Source organism: Polaribacter staleyi (assembly GCF_038024045.1).
In the GTDB taxonomy this organism is placed as follows: Bacteria; Bacteroidota; Bacteroidia; order Flavobacteriales; family Flavobacteriaceae; genus Polaribacter; species Polaribacter butkevichii.
Genome location: NZ_CP150665.1, coordinates 1275628 through 1293411, shown reverse-complemented (window position 1 = coordinate 1293411; position 17784 = coordinate 1275628). Strand labels below are relative to the sequence as shown.

General features: G+C 30.3%; 15 protein-coding genes. 12 read left to right on the top strand and 3 right to left on the bottom strand.

What is annotated here, in order from left to right; all coding sequences use genetic code 11:
* Window positions 1-15 precede the first annotated feature (15 nt).
* From coaD to WHD07_RS05600, 6 genes are all read left to right on the top strand, one after another.
* Window positions 16-471: a pantetheine-phosphate adenylyltransferase gene (gene coaD, locus WHD07_RS05625; RefSeq protein WP_105047878.1), complete on the top strand. Its 456-nt coding sequence runs from the start codon at window positions 16-18 to the stop codon at window positions 469-471.
* A gap of 2 nt (window positions 472-473) precedes the next feature.
* The gene (locus WHD07_RS05620) at window positions 474-2231 is read left to right on the top strand and encodes a M14 family metallopeptidase (RefSeq protein WP_343330402.1); all 1758 of its coding nucleotides are present in this window, start codon (window positions 474-476) and stop codon (window positions 2229-2231) included.
* A gap of 3 nt (window positions 2232-2234) precedes the next feature.
* The gene (locus tag WHD07_RS05615) at window positions 2235-3356 is read left to right on the top strand and encodes a lactonase family protein (RefSeq protein WP_343330401.1); all 1122 of its coding nucleotides are present in this window, start codon (window positions 2235-2237) and stop codon (window positions 3354-3356) included.
* A 252-nt stretch (window positions 3357-3608) separates the two neighbouring features.
* Window positions 3609-5297: an LIC_10190 family membrane protein gene (locus tag WHD07_RS05610; protein WP_343330400.1), complete on the top strand. Its 1689-nt coding sequence runs from the start codon at window positions 3609-3611 to the stop codon at window positions 5295-5297.
* A gap of 347 nt (window positions 5298-5644) precedes the next feature.
* Window positions 5645-6043: a (deoxy)nucleoside triphosphate pyrophosphohydrolase gene (locus tag WHD07_RS05605; protein ID WP_343330399.1), complete on the top strand. Its 399-nt coding sequence runs from the start codon at window positions 5645-5647 to the stop codon at window positions 6041-6043.
* Window positions 6036-9398 carry a DUF3427 domain-containing protein gene (locus WHD07_RS05600; protein WP_343330398.1) on the top strand — a complete coding sequence of 1121 codons (3363 nt, stop codon included), beginning with the start codon at window positions 6036-6038 and terminating at the stop codon, window positions 9396-9398. Before WHD07_RS05605 ends, WHD07_RS05600 begins: the two co-directional genes overlap by 8 nt.
* Before the next feature lie 59 nt (window positions 9399-9457).
* Here WHD07_RS05600 and WHD07_RS05595 read toward each other — a convergent pair whose 3' ends face one another.
* Both WHD07_RS05595 and WHD07_RS05590 read right to left on the bottom strand, forming a co-directional pair.
* Window positions 9458-11350: a SulP family inorganic anion transporter gene (locus WHD07_RS05595; RefSeq protein WP_105047884.1), complete on the bottom strand. Its 1893-nt coding sequence runs from the start codon at window positions 11348-11350 to the stop codon at window positions 9458-9460.
* 50 nt (window positions 11351-11400) lie between these two features.
* Window positions 11401-11997, bottom strand: coding sequence for an NUDIX hydrolase (locus WHD07_RS05590; RefSeq protein ID WP_343330397.1), 597 nt, complete (start codon window positions 11995-11997; stop codon window positions 11401-11403).
* A gap of 7 nt (window positions 11998-12004) precedes the next feature.
* Here WHD07_RS05590 and pyrE point away from each other — a divergent pair, with 7 nt between their 5' ends.
* Together pyrE and WHD07_RS05580 are read left to right on the top strand one after the other, a co-directional pair.
* Entirely contained in the window at window positions 12005-12646 is a 642-nt protein-coding gene (gene pyrE, locus WHD07_RS05585; RefSeq protein WP_343330396.1) for an orotate phosphoribosyltransferase, read from the top strand.
* Between the two features lie 10 nt (window positions 12647-12656).
* Entirely contained in the window at window positions 12657-13046 is a 390-nt protein-coding gene (locus tag WHD07_RS05580) for an SRPBCC family protein (protein WP_343330395.1), read from the top strand.
* Here WHD07_RS05580 and WHD07_RS05575 read toward each other — a convergent pair.
* Complete coding sequence (locus tag WHD07_RS05575) at window positions 13043-13774, bottom strand: biotin--[acetyl-CoA-carboxylase] ligase (RefSeq protein ID WP_343330394.1); 732 nt, start codon at window positions 13772-13774, stop codon at window positions 13043-13045. The two genes, WHD07_RS05580 and WHD07_RS05575, sit on opposite strands and share 4 nt — an antisense overlap.
* An 87-nt stretch (window positions 13775-13861) precedes the next feature.
* On the opposite strand from WHD07_RS05575, the gene rsfS reads away from it, so the two are divergent.
* From rsfS to WHD07_RS05555, 4 genes are all read left to right on the top strand, one after another.
* Window positions 13862-14230, top strand: a complete 369-nt coding sequence (gene rsfS, locus WHD07_RS05570; RefSeq protein WP_343330393.1) for a ribosome silencing factor — start codon at window positions 13862-13864, stop codon at window positions 14228-14230.
* A 20-nt stretch (window positions 14231-14250) separates the two neighbouring features.
* Entirely contained in the window at window positions 14251-16221 is a 1971-nt protein-coding gene (gene ftsH, locus WHD07_RS05565; protein WP_105047889.1) for an ATP-dependent zinc metalloprotease FtsH, read from the top strand.
* A gap of 181 nt (window positions 16222-16402) precedes the next feature.
* Complete coding sequence (locus tag WHD07_RS05560) at window positions 16403-16987, top strand: hypothetical protein (RefSeq protein WP_105047890.1); 585 nt, start codon at window positions 16403-16405, stop codon at window positions 16985-16987.
* A gap of 1 nt (window position 16988) precedes the next feature.
* Entirely contained in the window at window positions 16989-17783 is a 795-nt protein-coding gene (locus tag WHD07_RS05555) for a phosphatidate cytidylyltransferase (RefSeq protein WP_343330392.1), read from the top strand.
* Window position 17784: the final 1 nt, after the last annotated feature.

The following is a 17784-nucleotide window of genomic DNA, read 5'->3' as shown; positions in this document are numbered from 1 at the left end:
ATCAAATTCAATAGAATGAAAAGAGCAATTTTTCCAGGATCATTTGATCCAATCACATTAGGTCATTATGATATTATAGAAAGAGGTGTAAAATTGTTCGATGAACTTATTATTGCCATTGGTATCAATGCCGATAAAAAATACATGTTTTCTTTAGAGGAACGTAAAAAGTTTATTGAAGACTGTTTTGCGCACGAACCAAAAATTAAAGTAGTAACCTACGAAGGGTTAACGGTAGATTTCTGCCAAAAAAACAATGTAGATTTTATTTTTAGAGGCTTAAGAAATCCGGCAGATTTTGAATTCGAAAAAGCAATTGCCCACACCAATAGAGATTTAGCACCTATAGAAACAGTGTTTTTACTTACGGCAGCAAGTACATCTTATATATCATCATCTATAGTTAGAGATGTAATTAGAAACAATGGAGATTATACAAAATTAGTACCCAAACCGGTAAGAGTTAAATAAATATGCGTTATTATTTTAAAGAAGTACTGTTGTCGGCTGTTTTATTATTGATGATTTCTTGTGATAATTCATCAAAAGCACCTAAAAATTTTACAACACTTTTTGAAACATCAAACGGAATCGAAACTCCAGAATACAAAGATGTAATTTCTTATTACAAAGATTTAGCAGAAGAGTATGCAGTCATTTCTTTATTTTCTTTCGGAGAAACAGATTCGGGCAAGCCGTTGCATTTGGTGGTTTATAGTAACGAGGGTGTTTTTAATGTGGATGAAATTAAGCACTTACCAAAAAATAGGGTCTTAATTAACAACGGAATTCATCCCGGAGAATCAGACGGAATTGATGCTTCTATGTTGTTGCTTAGAGACATTGTACAAAACGATTCTTTAAAGGAAAAGTATAAAAACACCATTATTTGTGTCATTCCTGTGTATAATATTGGTGGTTCTTTAAATAGAAATTCAGCTACGAGAACAAATCAAAACGGACCAAAATCATATGGTTTTAGAGGAAATGCTAGAAACTACGATTTAAATAGAGATTTTATCAAACAAGACTCTAAAAATGCGGCAGCTTTTGCTGATATTTTTCATACTGTAAATCCTGATGTTTTTATTGATAATCACGTAAGTAACGGTGCCGATTATCAATATGCCATTACTCATTTATTTACACAATACAATAAATTAGGCGGTAAATTAGGGGCTTTTATAGAGGAGAATATGCGTCCGAGTTTAGAGAAATCACTAGAAAATAAAGGCATTGCAATTACGCCTTATGTAAATGTTTGGGGCACAACTCCAAAAGAAGGTTGGTCTCAGTTTTTCGACTCACCAAGATATTCTACAGGCTACACAACTTTATTTAATACCTTAGGTTTAATGGTAGAAACACACATGTTAAAACCGTATAAAACAAGAGTAGCACAAACGTATCAATTGCTGTTTTCTGCTTTAGACTTTACAGAAAAAAATGCCGTAAAAATTAAAGAATTAAGAGCAAATGCTGTGGATGAGGTATTGGCACAAGAAACATATCCGATAGCTTTTAAGGTTGATGCAAAAAATTCTACAGAATTGCAATTTAAAGGATACGAAGGCGAATATATAGATAGTAAAGTAACCACAGGGAAACGCTTGTTTTACGATAGATCAAAACCGTATACCGAGCCTGTAAAATATTACAATAATTTTGTAGCCACAAAGTCTGTGAAAATTCCAAAAGCGTATGTTTTACAACAGGGTTGGCATAAAGTGTTAGAACGATTAAAAAACAATAAAATTGAATTTTCACGTTTTAAAAACGACACGATAATTGCTGTTGAGGTAAATCATATTGATGATTTTGAAACCAGTAAAACAGCTTACGAAGGGCATTATTTACATGCTAATACTTCGGTAAAAACATCCACACAGAATTTTAAATTTAGAAAAGGAGATGTATATATTGATACCCATCAAAAGGGTGTTCGTTATTTGTTAGAAACCTTAGAGGCAGCAGCAACAGATTCTTTTTTTAATTGGAATTTTTTTGATACCATTTTACAACAGAAAGAAGGCTATTCTGCCTATGTTTTCGAAGATATTGCAGCACAATTTTTAGCAGAGAATCTATCAGTAAAGAAAGAATTTGAAGAGAAGCTAAAAACGGATACTGAGTTTGCAGAAAATCCAAGAGCACAATTGAATTTTATTTACAAAAAATCACCTCATTACGAACCGGCACATTTACGTTTGCCAATTTTTAAAATATTTTAATTTATGAAATTATTACCATTATTTTTAGTATCCTTATTTTTCTTCGGATGTAAATCTGAAACAGGTAAAAAAGCATCCCTAAAAAATGAGACTATGGAGACTACTTTTTATGTAGGTACGTATACCAAAAAAGATTCTAAAGGAATTTATAAATATAAAATTTCTGAAGAAGGAAAACTACAAAAAATAGGCTTGGTTACAGAAACCATAAACCCTACTTTTTTGGCAAAATCTAAAGACAAAAAAACACTTTTTGCTGTGGGAGAAACCAATGTTAACGGAACAGGCTTTATAAAGTCGTTTAAGATTACAAAAGATACTTTAGAATTAATTAGTAAAGAAGAATCGGGTGGAGCAGGACCTTGTTTTGTGGCTGTAAATGATGATAATTATGTAGTAACTGCAAATTATGGCGGCGGAAGTGTTGGTTTACTAAAAGCAGATGCTCCGGGTAAATTATCTAAATTATTAGATGTGCAACAACATGTTGGTAAAGGAACAACAAATAGACAAAAAAAGCCTCATGCACATTCTGCTTGGTTTCATCCAGCTAAAAAAGAAGTGATTTCTGTAGATTTAGGAACCAACGAATTGTTGTTTTCTACAATTGATACACACACAAATCAACTAGTGGCTACGGCTCAAAAATCTTTAAAAATGGCAGCCGGAGCAGGACCAAGACATTTAACTTTTCATCCAAATAATAAATGGATTTACGTATTAAATGAGTTAGATAATACGGTTTCTTTGGTAAAAGAAAAAGATGGAAAATATTTTGTAGATTTTTCAATTGCTACTTTACCAACAGACTTTACAGCGTTTAGCAAGGCAGCAGATATTCATATAACCAAAGACGGAAAATTTTTATATGCTTCTAACCGCGGACACGAATCTATTGTAATGTATGCCGTTAATTCAGAAAACGGAACTTTAAAAACAATTGGTTACGAGCCTGTTTTAGGGAAACATCCTCGTAATTTTTCACTGTCTCCAGATGAACAGTTTTTATTAGTTGCCAATCAAGATACAGATAATATTGTTTCTTTTAAAAGAGATGCTACAACGGGTACATTAACTTTTGTTAGTGAAGTTGCTGCGCCAATGCCAGTTTGTATTTTGTTTTAGGCTTTTAATATTTACAATTATTTTAATTTCAAATCCAATGCAATGCTAGTACGAACGTCTCGCTCGTACTAGCGGATGTTTATAAATGGGTTGACCATTTATATTGAATTCATTTTTATAACACGATCTATGGGATCAAATTTTTTAAAGAGTTATCCGTTAGAGCGGAGTAGAGAACAATTGGATATTTAACGAAGTAGAAATTTATTTTATTCGTAACTTGTAGTCTCTAAAATCAATTTTAAAAAACACATGCTTTTAATTTTAGTTAATTGGATTTATATTTTCATGTCCTCCTTAAGCTTTGGGTTTTTATTAAAAAAACTATTTAAAATTGAGAATCAAAACTTTACCATTCACCATATTTTAGGGCTATTTGCCATAACATTATTTAGTTGGGTGTATGCTTTTTTCTTTGCTTTAGATCTTGTTTTTTACGGCTTCATGGCTAGTGTAACAATGGCAGTAATTTGGTTGTTAAAAAAAGACGTTAAAGTACATCTCATTCAGTTTAAAAAATGTTGGCTTTTATTTAGTAACACTTATAAATTGTGTATTATTTTTATTGGTGTTGCTGCGTTGGCAATGTCGTCGGTTACGCCTGCTATTTTTGATAATGAGAGTTATTATATACAAACCATAAAATGGTTAAATGAATACGGATTTGTTAAAGGATTGGGAAATTTACATATCTTTTTTGCACAAACCTCTAGTTGGCATATTTTACAAGCGGCATTTTCTTTTCCGTTTTTAGAAACCTCTTTTAATGATTTAAACGGTTACTTTTTAGTCATTTTTTCTTTTTTCTGCTTTCAACAATTACATCATTTTAAAACAAGTAAAAAAATAAACCAATTGTATATAGGTAGCGTCTTAATAAGTCTGCCTTTTCTTATTTTTTTTATCAATGCACCTTCACCAGATTTATCAGTATTTTTAATTAGTCAGTTGTTGTTTTTCCTTTTTATAAAGCATTATAAAGCCATTGACTTTTCTAGTTTTAGTATTGTGCTATTGCTCACAATTTTTTTGTTTGTCATAAAAATCACCACTTGTGTTTTGGTGTTGTTGCCTTTAATTTTAGTTGTTAAGCATTTTAAAACATTAAAACCAAATCTTGTAAAACCCATTCTTTTTTCTGTTTTTGTACTGTTTTTATTTTTGATTAAAAATGTAATTCTTACAGGTTATTTATTATATCCGTTAGAAAATTTTGATGTTTTAAATGTAGATTGGAAAGTGCCAAAAGAATTGATTCATTTGTTTAAAGTGGGTACGTATAGTGCTGCTTTTGATTATCAAGAATTAGAAAACCTTTCTACCTATCAATTGTTTATTGCTTGGGTTACCTCATTTAAATTTAATGGAATTATCAATATTATTTTTACAACGTTATTACTCTCTTTTCCTTTTTTATGGTTTCTAAAAAGTAAAGAAAAGTCCGTTTTTATCTTGTACATAATTGGAGTTTTACATTTTGTATTGGCGTGGGTTTTTTCTCCTCAATACCGATTCTTCTTTTTTTATATGTTGTTTTTTTCCATGCAAATTTGCGTTTGGTTTTTTAAAAAAGAAAAAATAATTGTGTTATTTACCTATATAAGTTTATTGCTAAGTTTGGTCCCTTTTTTAACCGAATTAAAATTGAGCAACTACACCACCATAAAAAAAACGAATACAAAAACCAGTATTTTAAAGTTTAAAAATATTGTACAACCAAATGTAAACTCTAGTATGAGTTTAGAATATGACCAACATATAGAAGGTGTTTTTGCTTATAATTCTCCCACAAAAGATAGTTTTTTCTGGACGGTAGGGATTGTGCCTTTACCTGCGGTTAATGCAAAACAAGTGGCCTTTATTAAAAAGTATTATAACATTGTTCCGGCTTTAAGAACTGCGGATGTTGAAGATGGTTTTAAGAGTATGCACGTTAAATAGTTGTTGTTCTTCAATTGAAGAATCTATTTTTTGTTTTTTAGATAAGGAGTAGAGTAACTTAGGTGTTTAAAATGGTTTTCTTAGTTGTAAAGCTTGTATTAATGATATAGGAAAACGTGTTACAAGTTTTTTTTTGTGGGGTTTGTGGTGGTTTTGGAATTAAGGATAAACTTTTTTATTTTTAAAGCTAACTTTATCAGGCTTTGTATAGGTTTTTGTGATTAGTTTTTTACTTTAGAGGAACAATAATTTTTCTAAATAATTAATCATAGATTGTTGTTTATGAGGTGTGTAGTTGTGTGGTTGTACATTTTTAAGTTTAGATAATAAAGACATGTTAAAGGCAAATGAAAAAAATTGAAGTTGTAGCAGCTATAATATATTATAAAAATGAAATTTTTTGTGTTCAAAGACCCAAGAGTAAACTGATTTATACTTCGGAAAAATTTGAATTTCCTGGTGGGAAAATTGAAAAAGGCGAAACAAAAAAAGAAGCATTACGAAGAGAACTCATTGAGGAGTTAAATTTCACTCCCAATAAAATAGATGATTTGTTTTTAACTGTTGTTCATCAATATCCTGATTTTGAATTAACAATGCACACTTTTAAATGTTATTCAGAAACAAAAGATATCCAATTAAATGAGCATATTTCTTCAAAATGGTTAACTCTAAAAACTTTAAAAGAACTTGATTGGGCAGAAGCAGATATACCTATAGTAAATAGATTAATTGATAATGAGTAAAACATTTAATGATGATTTTAAAGAAAGCGTACTAACAGGATTTATTGATAAATCATTAGAGTCTGATGCTCTTTATCAACCAGAGCTATTAGTAAATCGAAAAATTCCTCGCAAGAAAGTATTAACAACAATAATAAAGGAATTAGAAAACTGCGAAAGTTTTTTTATATCTGTAGCTTTTGTAACAACAAGTGGAGTTGCAGCACTAATAAACACTTTCAAGTTTCTTGAAGAGAAAGGTGTAAAAGGAAAAGTTCTTGTTTCTCAGTATCTAAACTTCACACACCCCGAAGCGTTAAAAAGACTTTTAAAGTTTAAAAACATAGAATTAAAAATAATAACGAAAGAAAATTCACATTCTAAAGGTTATATTTTTAAGCATTCTGAATACTATAACTTAGTAATTGGAAGTAGTAATTTAACTTCATCCGCATTATCTACAAATAAAGAATGGAATATGAAGGTTTCAGCAAGAAACTCAAGTTCTATAGTAGATAAAGTAATTAACGAATTTCAAAATGATTTTGAAATAGGTGAAATTGTTAATCAAACCTATATTGAAAAATATGAAGAGATTTACAGAAAGCAATTTCTAGTTGGCAAAAAAAGTGAGGTGGAATTATCTGAAAAGTTTAATTTAAAAATACTTCCAAACTCAATGCAAACTGAGGCATTAGAGAACTTAAAAAACTTAAGAAAAGATAATAATAAAGCGCTTATAATTTCAGCAACAGGAACAGGTAAAACATATTTAGCCGCTTTTGATGCTAAAGCTTTTAATCCTAAGAAACTATTATTTGTAGTCCATAGACGAAATATAGCAGAAAAAGCGATGAAGACTTTTAATACTATATTTGGAAGGTCTAAGACTATGGGCTTATATTCTGGTCAACAAAGAGAGTTAGATAAAGATTTTGTTTTTTCGACTGTTCAAACAATTTCAAAATCAAATCATTTAGAACAATTTGATAAGAATTTCTTCGATTATATTATTATAGATGAGTCTCATCGTTCAGGAGCAGATTCATATTTAAGGTTAATAGAGTATTTCAATCCAAGTTTCCTTCTTGGAATGACCGCAACACCTGATAGAACGGACGACAAAGACATTTATAGCTTGTTTGACCATAATATAGCTTATGAGATTAGACTTAATAAAGCTATGGAAGAGAATATGCTTATTCCTTTTCATTATTATGGCGTAACTGATTTATCAGTTAATGATGAAATCCTCGAAAACGAATCAGACTTCAGACTTTTAGCTGCTGACGAAAGAGTTGATAAAATCATTTCTAAAATTGATTTTTATGGTTCTGATAATGGAATAACACGAGGTTTAATTTTTTGTTCAAGAAAGAATGAAGCAAGAGAATTATCAGGAAAATTTAATCAAAGAGGATATAAAACTATTGCTTTAACGGGAGATAGTTCTGAAGATGAAAGAACAAAAGCTATAGAATTACTAGAAACTGACGATTTATCAAAAAAAATAGATTACATATTTACTGTTGACATTTTTAATGAAGGAATTGATATACCCAAAATCAATCAAGTTATTATGATTCGTCCAACACAATCTGCAATAATATTCATACAGCAATTAGGACGAGGATTAAGAAAAACCGATAACAAATATTACTTAACTATCATTGATTTTATTGGCAACTATAAAAACAACTATTTAATACCAATAGCTCTATATGGTGACACCTCATTCAATAAAGACAAAATAAGAAAATTGATTTCAGAAGGTAGTAGTATGATTCCAGGAGAGTCAACAATTAATTTTGACGAAATTACTAAAGAAAGAATCTATGCTTCAATTGATTCTGCAAAAATGCAATTGTTAGCCGATTTAAAAATCGATTATAATAATTTAAAAAGTCGAATTGGACGTATTCCAATGATGATGGACTTTGTAAATAATGAAGCAAGAGAGCCGTTCTCATTTGTTGCGTACTCTAAGTCGTACTTTAATTTCGTTAACAAAGTCGACAAAACATTTGATAAATCATTAGATAAAAAACTATCTGAATTATTAGAAATCTTTTCAAAAGAAATAAATAATGCAAAAAGAATTGAAGAAAGTATTATTTTAAAAGAGCTACTTAACAATCACGAGATAAGCATATCAAAACTAAATGAAATAATACTTAGCAGATATCAATATAAGCCAAGTATAGAAACAATAAAATCGTGTATTTCAAATATTAATTTCGGCTTCATCCGAAAGGAAGAGAAAATTATTTTTAAAGAGAATAACACTTTCAAATTTTACGATGAATTTATAAAGTTACTTTCTAATACAATTTTTAAAGAGTTCTTACTTGACTCTGTAAAGTATTCAATTCATACCTTCAACAAAAATTTTAGCAAAGATTATTATAGAGATGGTCTGCTTCTTTTCAATAAGTATAGTCGAAAAGATGTTTGCAGATTGTTAAATTGGGAAAACGATATAAGTAGTACTGTTTATGGATACAGAACAAGAAATGAAGTCACCCCTTGTTTTGTAACTTATCATAAATCGGATGATATTGAAGACACAATAAAATATAATGATTATTTCGTTTCTCCTTCAGTTTTTGCATGGGAGTCAAGGTCAAACAGAAAACTATCTAGTCAAGAAATAAAAAACGTAATCAATTCAAAACGTATATTATTATTTGTAAAAAAAGAAGATGCAGAAGGAACTGATTTTTATTTTATGGGAGATGCTTCAATTATTGAAGATTCTATTCAACAAGCAGAAATGCCTGATTCAGGACAACCAGTTGTTCATTTTAAATTTCAATTAGAGCAACCAGTAAAAGATGATTTATACAACTACATAACTGCTATTAACAGAGAAAAAATTCCTAAAAACGACTCTAAACCTGAAATAAAATTAATAAAAGAGGAAGAAAAAACACCACAATTTACTATTCCTCTTTACAATTTTTACGCAGCTGCAGGTAGTTTTAGTGAAATGCAAGATGAAAAAGAATACAATCTAATTCCTGTACAGGAAAGATACTCCACAGATGATTATTTCGCTTGTAAAATAATAGGGGAATCAATGAATAAGGTTATTCCAAATAATTCAATATGCATATTCAAAAAAAATGTAACAGGCTCTCGTAGTGGTAAAATTTTATTAATAGAAAATAACGATTCTTTCGACCCAGATTTCAATTCCGCTTTTACGGTAAAAACTTATTCAAGTGAAAAAACTATTACAGAAGATGGTTGGCACCACAATTCGATTGCATTGAAACCTAACTCTTATGATAATAGTTTTAAAAGTATAATTCTTGATGAAGAGATGACCAAAGAAATGAGAGTTGTAGGGGAATTTGTAAAAGTCTTAGATTAACAAAAAAAAAGCTCAACTTTTAAAAGTTGAGCTTTTTTTATGATGTATTTTAGTTTCCATTAAAACTTATACTCACCTAAAGGTTTAGGAAAATCTTCTGGGTTTGCAGCTAAGTGATAACGAGGATCATCGATATCTTCTATAATGATTTCCTGAAATATTGGGCTCGATTTAAATAATAACAATTTACAATCTTCACTCAAGTGTTTTAAGGTAATTTTTTTGTTGGCTGCTTGGTACTTTTCAACCAAATTAAAAATAGCTTCTATGGCAGAATGATCTGTAACACGTGCCTCAACAAAATCTATTTCTACAACATCTGGGTCGTTTTTAATATCGAACTTTTCATTAAATTCGGTAATACTTCCAAAGAATAAAGGACCCCAAATTTCGTAAATTTTTGTTCCGTCTGCTTTAAAACGTTTTCTAGCTCTAATTTTCTTAGCACTTGTCCAAGCAAAAGATAAAGCAGAAATAATAACCCCTACAAATACGGCAATGGCCAAATCAAAGAAAACTGTTACTGCAGAAACAATGATTAATACAAAAGCATCTGCCATTGGTATTTTCTTTAAAATTCTAAAACTAGACCAAGCAAAAGTTTCAATCACCATCATAAACATTACACCAACAAGCGCTGCAATGGGCACTTGCTCTATATATTTATCTGCAAATAAAATAAAAGTTAATAGTGTTAATGCCATCATTACGCCAGATAAACGTCCACGTCCCCCAGCATTAATATTAATTACGGTTTGTCCAATCATACCACAACCACCAGTTCCACCAAAGGCGCCACTTACAATGTTTCCTGCACCTTGCGCAATACACTCTTTGTTTCCGTTACCTCTAGATTCTGTTAATTCATCAACCAAATTCATGGTCATTAACGTTTCTATTAAACCAACCGATGCTGCTAAAAAGGCATAAGGAGCAATAAATTTTAAGGTATCTAAATTAAAAGGAAGGTTGCTCCACAATTCTAAAACATTTAAATTCTTAGAAAGTTCTGCAATTCCATTTAAACCAGCGCCACCACCATCTCTAATAAAATCGCCAACATTAATAGAACCCAATCCGCTAAAAATAGAAATTAGAGTAACGATTAAAATGGCTGTTAATGCAGCAGGTATTTTTGTAGTTAATTTAGGCAATCCCCAAACAATTAGCATGGTTAATAATACCAAACCAATCATTATATATAAGGTTTTTCCCTGCATAGTTGTTTTTACAACACCGCTATCTTTTACGGAATAAAAGCCTTCATCGGAAGCATTAAAAACAACTTTTTTAGTTTTTGCATCAAATACTTGTCCGTCAGACACAAAAAATACTTCTTGGTTGGTGGCTTTGTTTTTTATTGATTTTCCATCAATAGTAAATAAAACGGTACCAGACATTATATCTTTTACTTGGTTGTTAGATACATTATAGACCAATTCTTTCGATTCGGTTTTACGCATATTTTGTCCGAAGAAATCTTTTTTGTTTTCTTTAAACATGCCTAATTGTGCCATAAAAATAACAATGGCCAAACCATTTACAAACCCCATCATTACAGGATGTGGAATTAAACGTACAAATTTTCCTAACTTAAAAACACCTGCAAATATTTGTATAATTCCCATTAATACTACGGCGGCTAAAAGATAAAAGTAGCCCATATTTTCTACAGGATTGTCAAATAACAAGCCTTTTGCGTGTCCTTCTTGTATCATATGCACAAAAATAACAGCAACAGCACCTGCAGCACCAGAGATTAATCCGGGTCTTCCACCAAAACTAGCAGAAATAATTCCCACTACAAAAGCACCAAACAAGGCAACTATTGGGCTTATTTGCGCTACAAAGGCAAAAGCGACAACTTCTGGTATCATTGCTAGGGAAACGGTTATTCCTGCAAGGACATCATCTTTTGCATTTGGTAAAATTTTTCTAATAAACTCAGTCATAATTGGTTGATTTTTTCGAGTCGGCAAAGATAGAAGGTTTTTTTAAAAAACTATCCTTCTTTGTAAGTATCGTACACTAATTGAATATTTGCATAAGAATTTGCCAGCGCCTCTTTGGTTTCAGCTTCGTTTTTAAAGGTAACTTGGGTTATTCCTTCTTCTAATTGAGGTGTTAATTCTTTTTGATCATCCGAAGACATTAAAAACCAATAGGTTTGTTTTAGCTTTATTCCTTTATGAAAATAAATATGGTAGGTGGTTACTAAAGGTTTTATAAGGTGTAAGTTAGAAATGCCACACTCTTCTTCTACCTCTCTAATAGCGGCTGTTTTTATGGTTTCTCCTTTTTCTACCCAACCTTTTGGTAGGTCCCAAACGCCATTTCTAAAAATAAATAGAATTTCTTTTTTGGGGTTTAGCACCAATCCGCCTGCGGCGGGAATTACCTTCATATTACTTAAAAAAGATTTCCAATCATTCTCTAAGTCAGTGCTATATAAATTAATACCTTTTAGCTCTTTGTTGTTTATTTTATGAATGATATCATCAAAAAGAACATTCTTAAAGTTGTAAACAGGAAAAATATTTTCTTTTTTTGAAGAAGAAGTGATAATTATTGGCGTATCATTTACAAAAACTTTATACATTTGCGATATGATTTTAAACAAAGATACGGCAAAAAAAACAGCTGAACTTTTATTGCAAATAAAAGCAATAAAGTTAAGCCCCAATGACCCTTTTAATTGGGCATCAGGTTGGAAATCTCCAATATATTGTGATAACAGAATAACGCTATCTTATCCTCCAGTTCGTGTTTTTTTAAAAGAAGAAATTGCAAAAATTGTAGAGTTACAATACGGTAAACCAGATGTAATTGCTGGTGTTGCTACCGGTGCAATTGCAATTGGAGTTTTAGTGGCTCAAGAAATAGGAGTTCCTTTTATTTATGTAAGGCCAGAGCCAAAAAAACATGGTAGAAAGAACCAAATTGAAGGGCATTTAGAAAGAGGGCAAAATGTTGTAGTTATTGAAGATTTAATAAGTACAGGTAACAGTAGCTTAAATGCGGTAGATGCTTTAAAAGAAGCAGGTGCTGTTGTAAAAGGTATGGTGGCCATTTTTTCTTACGGATTTGATGTAGCAACTAAGAATTTTGAAGAAAAAAATGTAGGGTTAACTACGTTAAGTAGTTACGAAAACTTGTTAGAACAAGCTTTAGATAGTAATTATATTACTGATAAGGAATTGATTACGTTAAACGATTGGAGAAAAAGTCCGAGTACCTGGAAACAATAAAATAAAAAAGATGAATATTAACGGAAATACAGTAACCATAGATAAATCTGCCCAAGAAGTATTTACTTTTTTTACAAATTTGAAGAATTTTAAAGAAATAATGCCAGAGAACATTCAAAAGTTTGAGGTAGATGGAGATTCTTTTATATTTGGATTACCGGGGATGCCAGAAATTAGATTGGTGTTAAAAGAAAAAACAGAATTTTCTAACATTACTTTAGGGGCAGCAAGTAGTAAATTACCTTTTACATTGTCTGCGGATATTAATGAGTTGTCAGAAAATAAAACGGAAGTATCTTTAAAATTTGATGGTGAGTTTAATGCTATGATGGCAATGATGATAAAAAAACCATTGACTAAATTTGTAGATACACTTACAGAAAATATCGGAAAGCTTTAAAGAAAAGAAACTTCTTTAATTCCGAATTCTAGGATGCGATCATCTTCTAATTGAATTTGTAGTTTTCCGTGATACGAAATTCCGAAAATAATACCCATAAAAATTTCGCCCTTACTATTTTTAAACATAGTAGGGGTGTTTTTTTTGTATAAAACGTTGAGGTATCGCTCTTCTAAAAAATCAAATTCTTGCCTTTCTAATAATTTTATATTTTTTTGAAATGCAATCAAAATAGTATTTAGTAAACGATCTAAATTGTATTCTAAACCGGTTTCTAATTTTAAAGATGTGGCGTTAGTTAGGTGCTCCGGAAAAATTTCTTGATTCACATTTAGGCCAATTCCTATAAAAGAATTCTTAATTTTATCTCCAGAAAAAGTATTTTCTATTAAAATTCCACAAATTTTATGGGTTGCTGACAGAATGTCGTTTGGCCATTTTATAGCAATTTTAGCTAAATTTTTAGTCAATAAAACATCATAAATAGCCAAGGAAATAGCAAAATTTAAATATTTTTTTTGAAATACTTTTAAATCTTTAAAAGAGATAAAAGTGCTGAACGTTAGGTTTTTATAAGGTTCAGATACCCATTTACTTTGTTGCTGACCCCTTCCGTTGGTTTGGTTTATGGCAACAACAGTAGTAAAATTCTCTAAGGGAGAATTTTGAGATAAATCCTTTAAAAAAGAATTTGTAGAATCGGTGGCACTAAGTTTGATTATTTTCAAGTGTTAAATAAAGTGTAAACAACTGTAATAATACATAAAATACTCGCAAAAAAATAATAACTTTGCGTTAAATATAGAAAAAAGTTAATGACAAAAAAACAAGTAAGTACAGATGATTTAATTGCTTTAATTATTAAAGGGATTGATGAAGTTAAAGGGGAAGATATTCAATTATTAGACTTACGAGATATAGAGAATACTGTATGCGATTATTTTATAATTTGCTCTGGTAACTCAAATACACAAGTAAATGCAATTGCTGGTTCTATTCAGAAAATAGTGAGCAAAGAGCTTAAAGACAAACCTTGGCACATAGAAGGACAAACAAACTCTGAGTGGGTTTTAATGGATTATGTAAACGTTGCTGTTCATATTTTTCAAAAACACATTAGAGAGTATTATGATATAGAAAGTCTTTGGGGTGATGCAAAAATAACAGAGATAAAATCAGTTTAATTTTTTTATTTTTTAAGTAAATGAGTGATTTAAAGAAAGATAGTAATTCGAATATGCCTAAATTTAAGTTTAATGCGTATTGGATATATGGTGCAATATTTGTTATAATAATGGCCTTTCAGTTTTTTAGTAGCGGAGATTTAGCTACTAAAAGCATTTCAAAAAATGAGTTTAATGAGATTTTAAAAGAGAACGATATTTCTAAAATTGTTGTTTTAAATAACAATATAGCTCAAATTTATATCAAAAAAGAGGCTCAAAAGAAAGAGCGATACAGAAAGACAATTAATTCTGCTTTTTATACACAAGGATCGTCTTTTTATGATTATAATTTTGGTGATTTACAAAATTTTGAAAATAATATAGAAAAATCAAGACAAGAAAATGGTTTAGATTTTGATATAAAAAACGAGAATAAAACAAGTATTTTTGATACTATTTTAGGCTTTTTACCATTCATTATATTAATAGGAGTTTGGTTGTTTTTTATGAAAAGAATGTCTGGTGGCGCTGGTGGATCTGGTGGTGGCGGTCAAATTTTTAGCATCGGAAAATCGAAAGCTAAATTATTTGATAAAGACACTAAAGTAAAAACTACGTTTGCAAATGTAGCAGGTTTAGAAGGAGCTAAAGAAGAGGTACAAGAAATTGTAGACTTCTTAAAAAACCCAGAAAAATATACCTCTTTAGGAGGTAAAATACCAAAAGGAGCTTTATTAGTAGGCCCTCCGGGAACAGGAAAAACATTATTGGCTAAAGCCGTTGCTGGTGAAGCAGATGTTCCTTTTTTCTCTTTATCTGGTTCAGATTTTGTTGAAATGTTTGTAGGTGTAGGTGCTTCTCGTGTAAGAGATTTGTTTAAGCAAGCGGCTCAAAAATCGCCTTCTATTATTTTTATTGATGAAATTGATGCTATTGGTAGAGCGCGTGGTAAAAACAGTATGACAGGTGGTAATGATGAACGTGAAAATACGTTGAATCAATTACTAACAGAAATGGATGGTTTTGGTACCGATGTAAATGTTATTGTATTAGCAGCAACCAACAGAGCAGATGTTTTAGATAGTGCGTTAATGCGTGCAGGTCGTTTTGATAGACAAATTTATGTAGACTTACCTAATATCAACGAAAGAAAAGAAATTTTTGAAGTTCATATTAAACCATTAAAATTAGCAGAAGATGTTAAAATTGGTTTCTTAGCACAACAAACTCCTGGTTTTTCTGGAGCAGATATTGCTAATATGTGTAATGAAGCTGCCTTAATTGCTGCCAGAAATGGTAAAAAAGCAGTACATCATCAAGATTTCTTAGATGCTGTAGATAGAATTGTAGGAGGTTTAGAAAAGAAAAACAAAGTAATTACGCCAAGTGAGAAAAAAGTAATTGCTTTTCATGAAGCAGGGCACGCAACCATTAGTTGGATGTTAGAACACGCTGCTCCATTGGTAAAAGTAACGATTGTTCCAAGAGGTCAATCTTTAGGAGCTGCTTGGTATTTGCCAGCAGAAAGAATGATTGTGCAAACAGAGCAAATGTTAGATGAAATGTGTGCTACCATGGGAGGTAGAGCTGCAGAAAAAGTAATGTTTGATAAGATTTCTACAGGAGCTTTAAGTGATTTAGAAAAAGTAACCAAACAAGCAAGAGCTATGGTTACCGTTTATGGATTAAATGAAGAGTTAGGGAATATTACCTATTATGATTCTTCTGGTAACGATGGTTTTGTAAAACCTTATAGTGAGGATACTGCAAAGAGCATCGACAAAGAAATTTCTAAAATGATTGAAGCGCAATACGAAAGAGCGATTCAAATATTAGGGGATAATAGAGATAAGTTAACCACTTTGGCTGAATTATTATTAGAAAAAGAAGTAATCTTTAAAAATGATTTAGAAAAGATATTTGGAAAAAGACCTTTTGATGATGTTCAAGCTGAAATAATTGAAGAAAAGAAAGATGTTACTTCTGTAGAGCCTACTACTGAAAAATAAATATCTTTAATCAAAAAGAATTCGTTGTTGTAATACTTCGGTGTTTCTGTTGTGATTAATTACTTTGAAAACAAGTATTTTAAAATACAGATTTTTGATTTTGATCTTAATTTCAAAATAAAATGAATTATCCTCGAAGCGATGCCTCGAGGATAGTTGGTTTAAATAAAATATTTATTAAATGAATTTTTTTAAAAAGTTATTCAATATACCGGTTACGGAAGATAAGGAAATCCAAAAACAAGAAGTAGATCTTTCTTTGGACGACTTGTTCGTGCATAATTTTGTAGAAAAAGGAGGTAAGTTTTTATATTGTTTAAAGGAATCTGAAGTTATAGATAACTTAAAAAACATTTTAAAAGAGAATAATTGGAAACAATTAACGCTTTTAGATAATGAACTAGCTTCTTTTTTTAATAAAGAAGATGTAACAATATATAAAAATTTTAATTCAGAGATTCCTGTTTTCTTAAATTGCGAACATTTAATAGCAGATAATGGCGATATTTTATTTTCTTCAAGACAGTTAAAAAGTACAAAGTTGTCTGAAATGCCACAAAACTTTATTGTTTACGCAACTACAAGTCAGTTGGTTAAAGATATGGGGCAAGGGTTAACAGGTATTAAAATACATCACAAGGGGAATTTACCCACAAATATTTCTGCTGTAAAAAATTATAAGATCAATAAAAGTGATGATAATTTCTTAAACTACGGTAACAGTAACTCAAAAAACTTATATTTGCTGCTATTAGAAGATTTATAATATGAGTAACCTTTTAAGAAGGAGTCTTTCAGGCATAATTTACGTTTTAATTTTTTTATCAGCGATTCTTTTTTCGAAAGAATCGTATGTCATTTTAACTGCTATATTTGGTTTATTATGTGTTTGGGAGTTTTCTAAACTAATTAAATTTAAAGGTTTTATTGGGTATATTTTCTTTTGTTTAACATTGTTTTTAATGTTAAAAAGACCAGAAAGCTATGCTGTTGTTTTTGTTTTAGGAATTACAATACTTTCGTCTTTATCTCTTATTTATAATTTATTTACAAAAAAAGAAATCTCTTTTACAGATGAGAGATCTAAATTAGGTTTGTTAATAAGGTATGCCATATTTTCTATGGTTTTTTTAATTCTTTTGCCTATTCATAAAGGAGTTTATAACCCACAGTTAATCATAGCCATTCTTGTTATGATTTGGGTAAATGATAGTTTTGCTTTCTTAGTGGGTAAAAATTTTGGAAAAAGAAAGTTATTTGTTTCCGTTTCACCTAAAAAAACACAAGAAGGGTTTTTAGGCGGTTTGGTTTTTTCGCTAATTTCGGCTTTTATTATTAGTAAATTTTGTTTAGATTTTACGTTAGTAAATTGGTTAGTAATTGCAGTGATAGTAAGTGTAATTGGTACTATTGGAGATTTAGTAGAATCTAAATTTAAAAGACATGCCAATATAAAAGATAGTGGTACTATTATGCCTGGTCATGGTGGTATTTTAGATAGATTAGATAGTTTGTTGTTTGCAGCACCATTTGTATATTTGTATATTAATTTTATAATTTAAG

What these genes read in the sequence shown, in the direction of transcription:
- WHD07_RS05600 (WP_343330398.1), top strand. Translation starts at nt 6,036, where the DNA reads ATGAGTAAAACATTTAATGATGATTTTAAAGAAAGCGTACTAACAGGA.
- pyrE (WP_343330396.1), top strand. Translation starts at nt 12,005, where the DNA reads ATGATTTTAAACAAAGATACGGCAAAAAAAACAGCTGAACTTTTATTG.
- WHD07_RS05590 (WP_343330397.1), bottom strand. Translation starts at nt 11,997, where the DNA reads ATGTATAAAGTTTTTGTAAATGATACGCCAATAATTATCACTTCTTCT.
- WHD07_RS05610 (WP_343330400.1), top strand. Translation starts at nt 3,609, where the DNA reads ATGCTTTTAATTTTAGTTAATTGGATTTATATTTTCATGTCCTCCTTA.
- WHD07_RS05605 (WP_343330399.1), top strand. Translation starts at nt 5,645, where the DNA reads ATGAAAAAAATTGAAGTTGTAGCAGCTATAATATATTATAAAAATGAA.
- WHD07_RS05555 (WP_343330392.1), top strand. Translation starts at nt 16,989, where the DNA reads ATGAGTAACCTTTTAAGAAGGAGTCTTTCAGGCATAATTTACGTTTTA.
- WHD07_RS05580 (WP_343330395.1), top strand. Translation starts at nt 12,657, where the DNA reads ATGAATATTAACGGAAATACAGTAACCATAGATAAATCTGCCCAAGAA.
- WHD07_RS05620 (WP_343330402.1), top strand. Translation starts at nt 474, where the DNA reads ATGCGTTATTATTTTAAAGAAGTACTGTTGTCGGCTGTTTTATTATTG.
- WHD07_RS05595 (WP_105047884.1), bottom strand. Translation starts at nt 11,350, where the DNA reads ATGACTGAGTTTATTAGAAAAATTTTACCAAATGCAAAAGATGATGTC.
- ftsH (WP_105047889.1), top strand. Translation starts at nt 14,251, where the DNA reads ATGAGTGATTTAAAGAAAGATAGTAATTCGAATATGCCTAAATTTAAG.
- WHD07_RS05560 (WP_105047890.1), top strand. Translation starts at nt 16,403, where the DNA reads ATGAATTTTTTTAAAAAGTTATTCAATATACCGGTTACGGAAGATAAG.
- coaD (WP_105047878.1), top strand. Translation starts at nt 16, where the DNA reads ATGAAAAGAGCAATTTTTCCAGGATCATTTGATCCAATCACATTAGGT.
- rsfS (WP_343330393.1), top strand. Translation starts at nt 13,862, where the DNA reads ATGACAAAAAAACAAGTAAGTACAGATGATTTAATTGCTTTAATTATT.
- WHD07_RS05615 (WP_343330401.1), top strand. Translation starts at nt 2,235, where the DNA reads ATGAAATTATTACCATTATTTTTAGTATCCTTATTTTTCTTCGGATGT.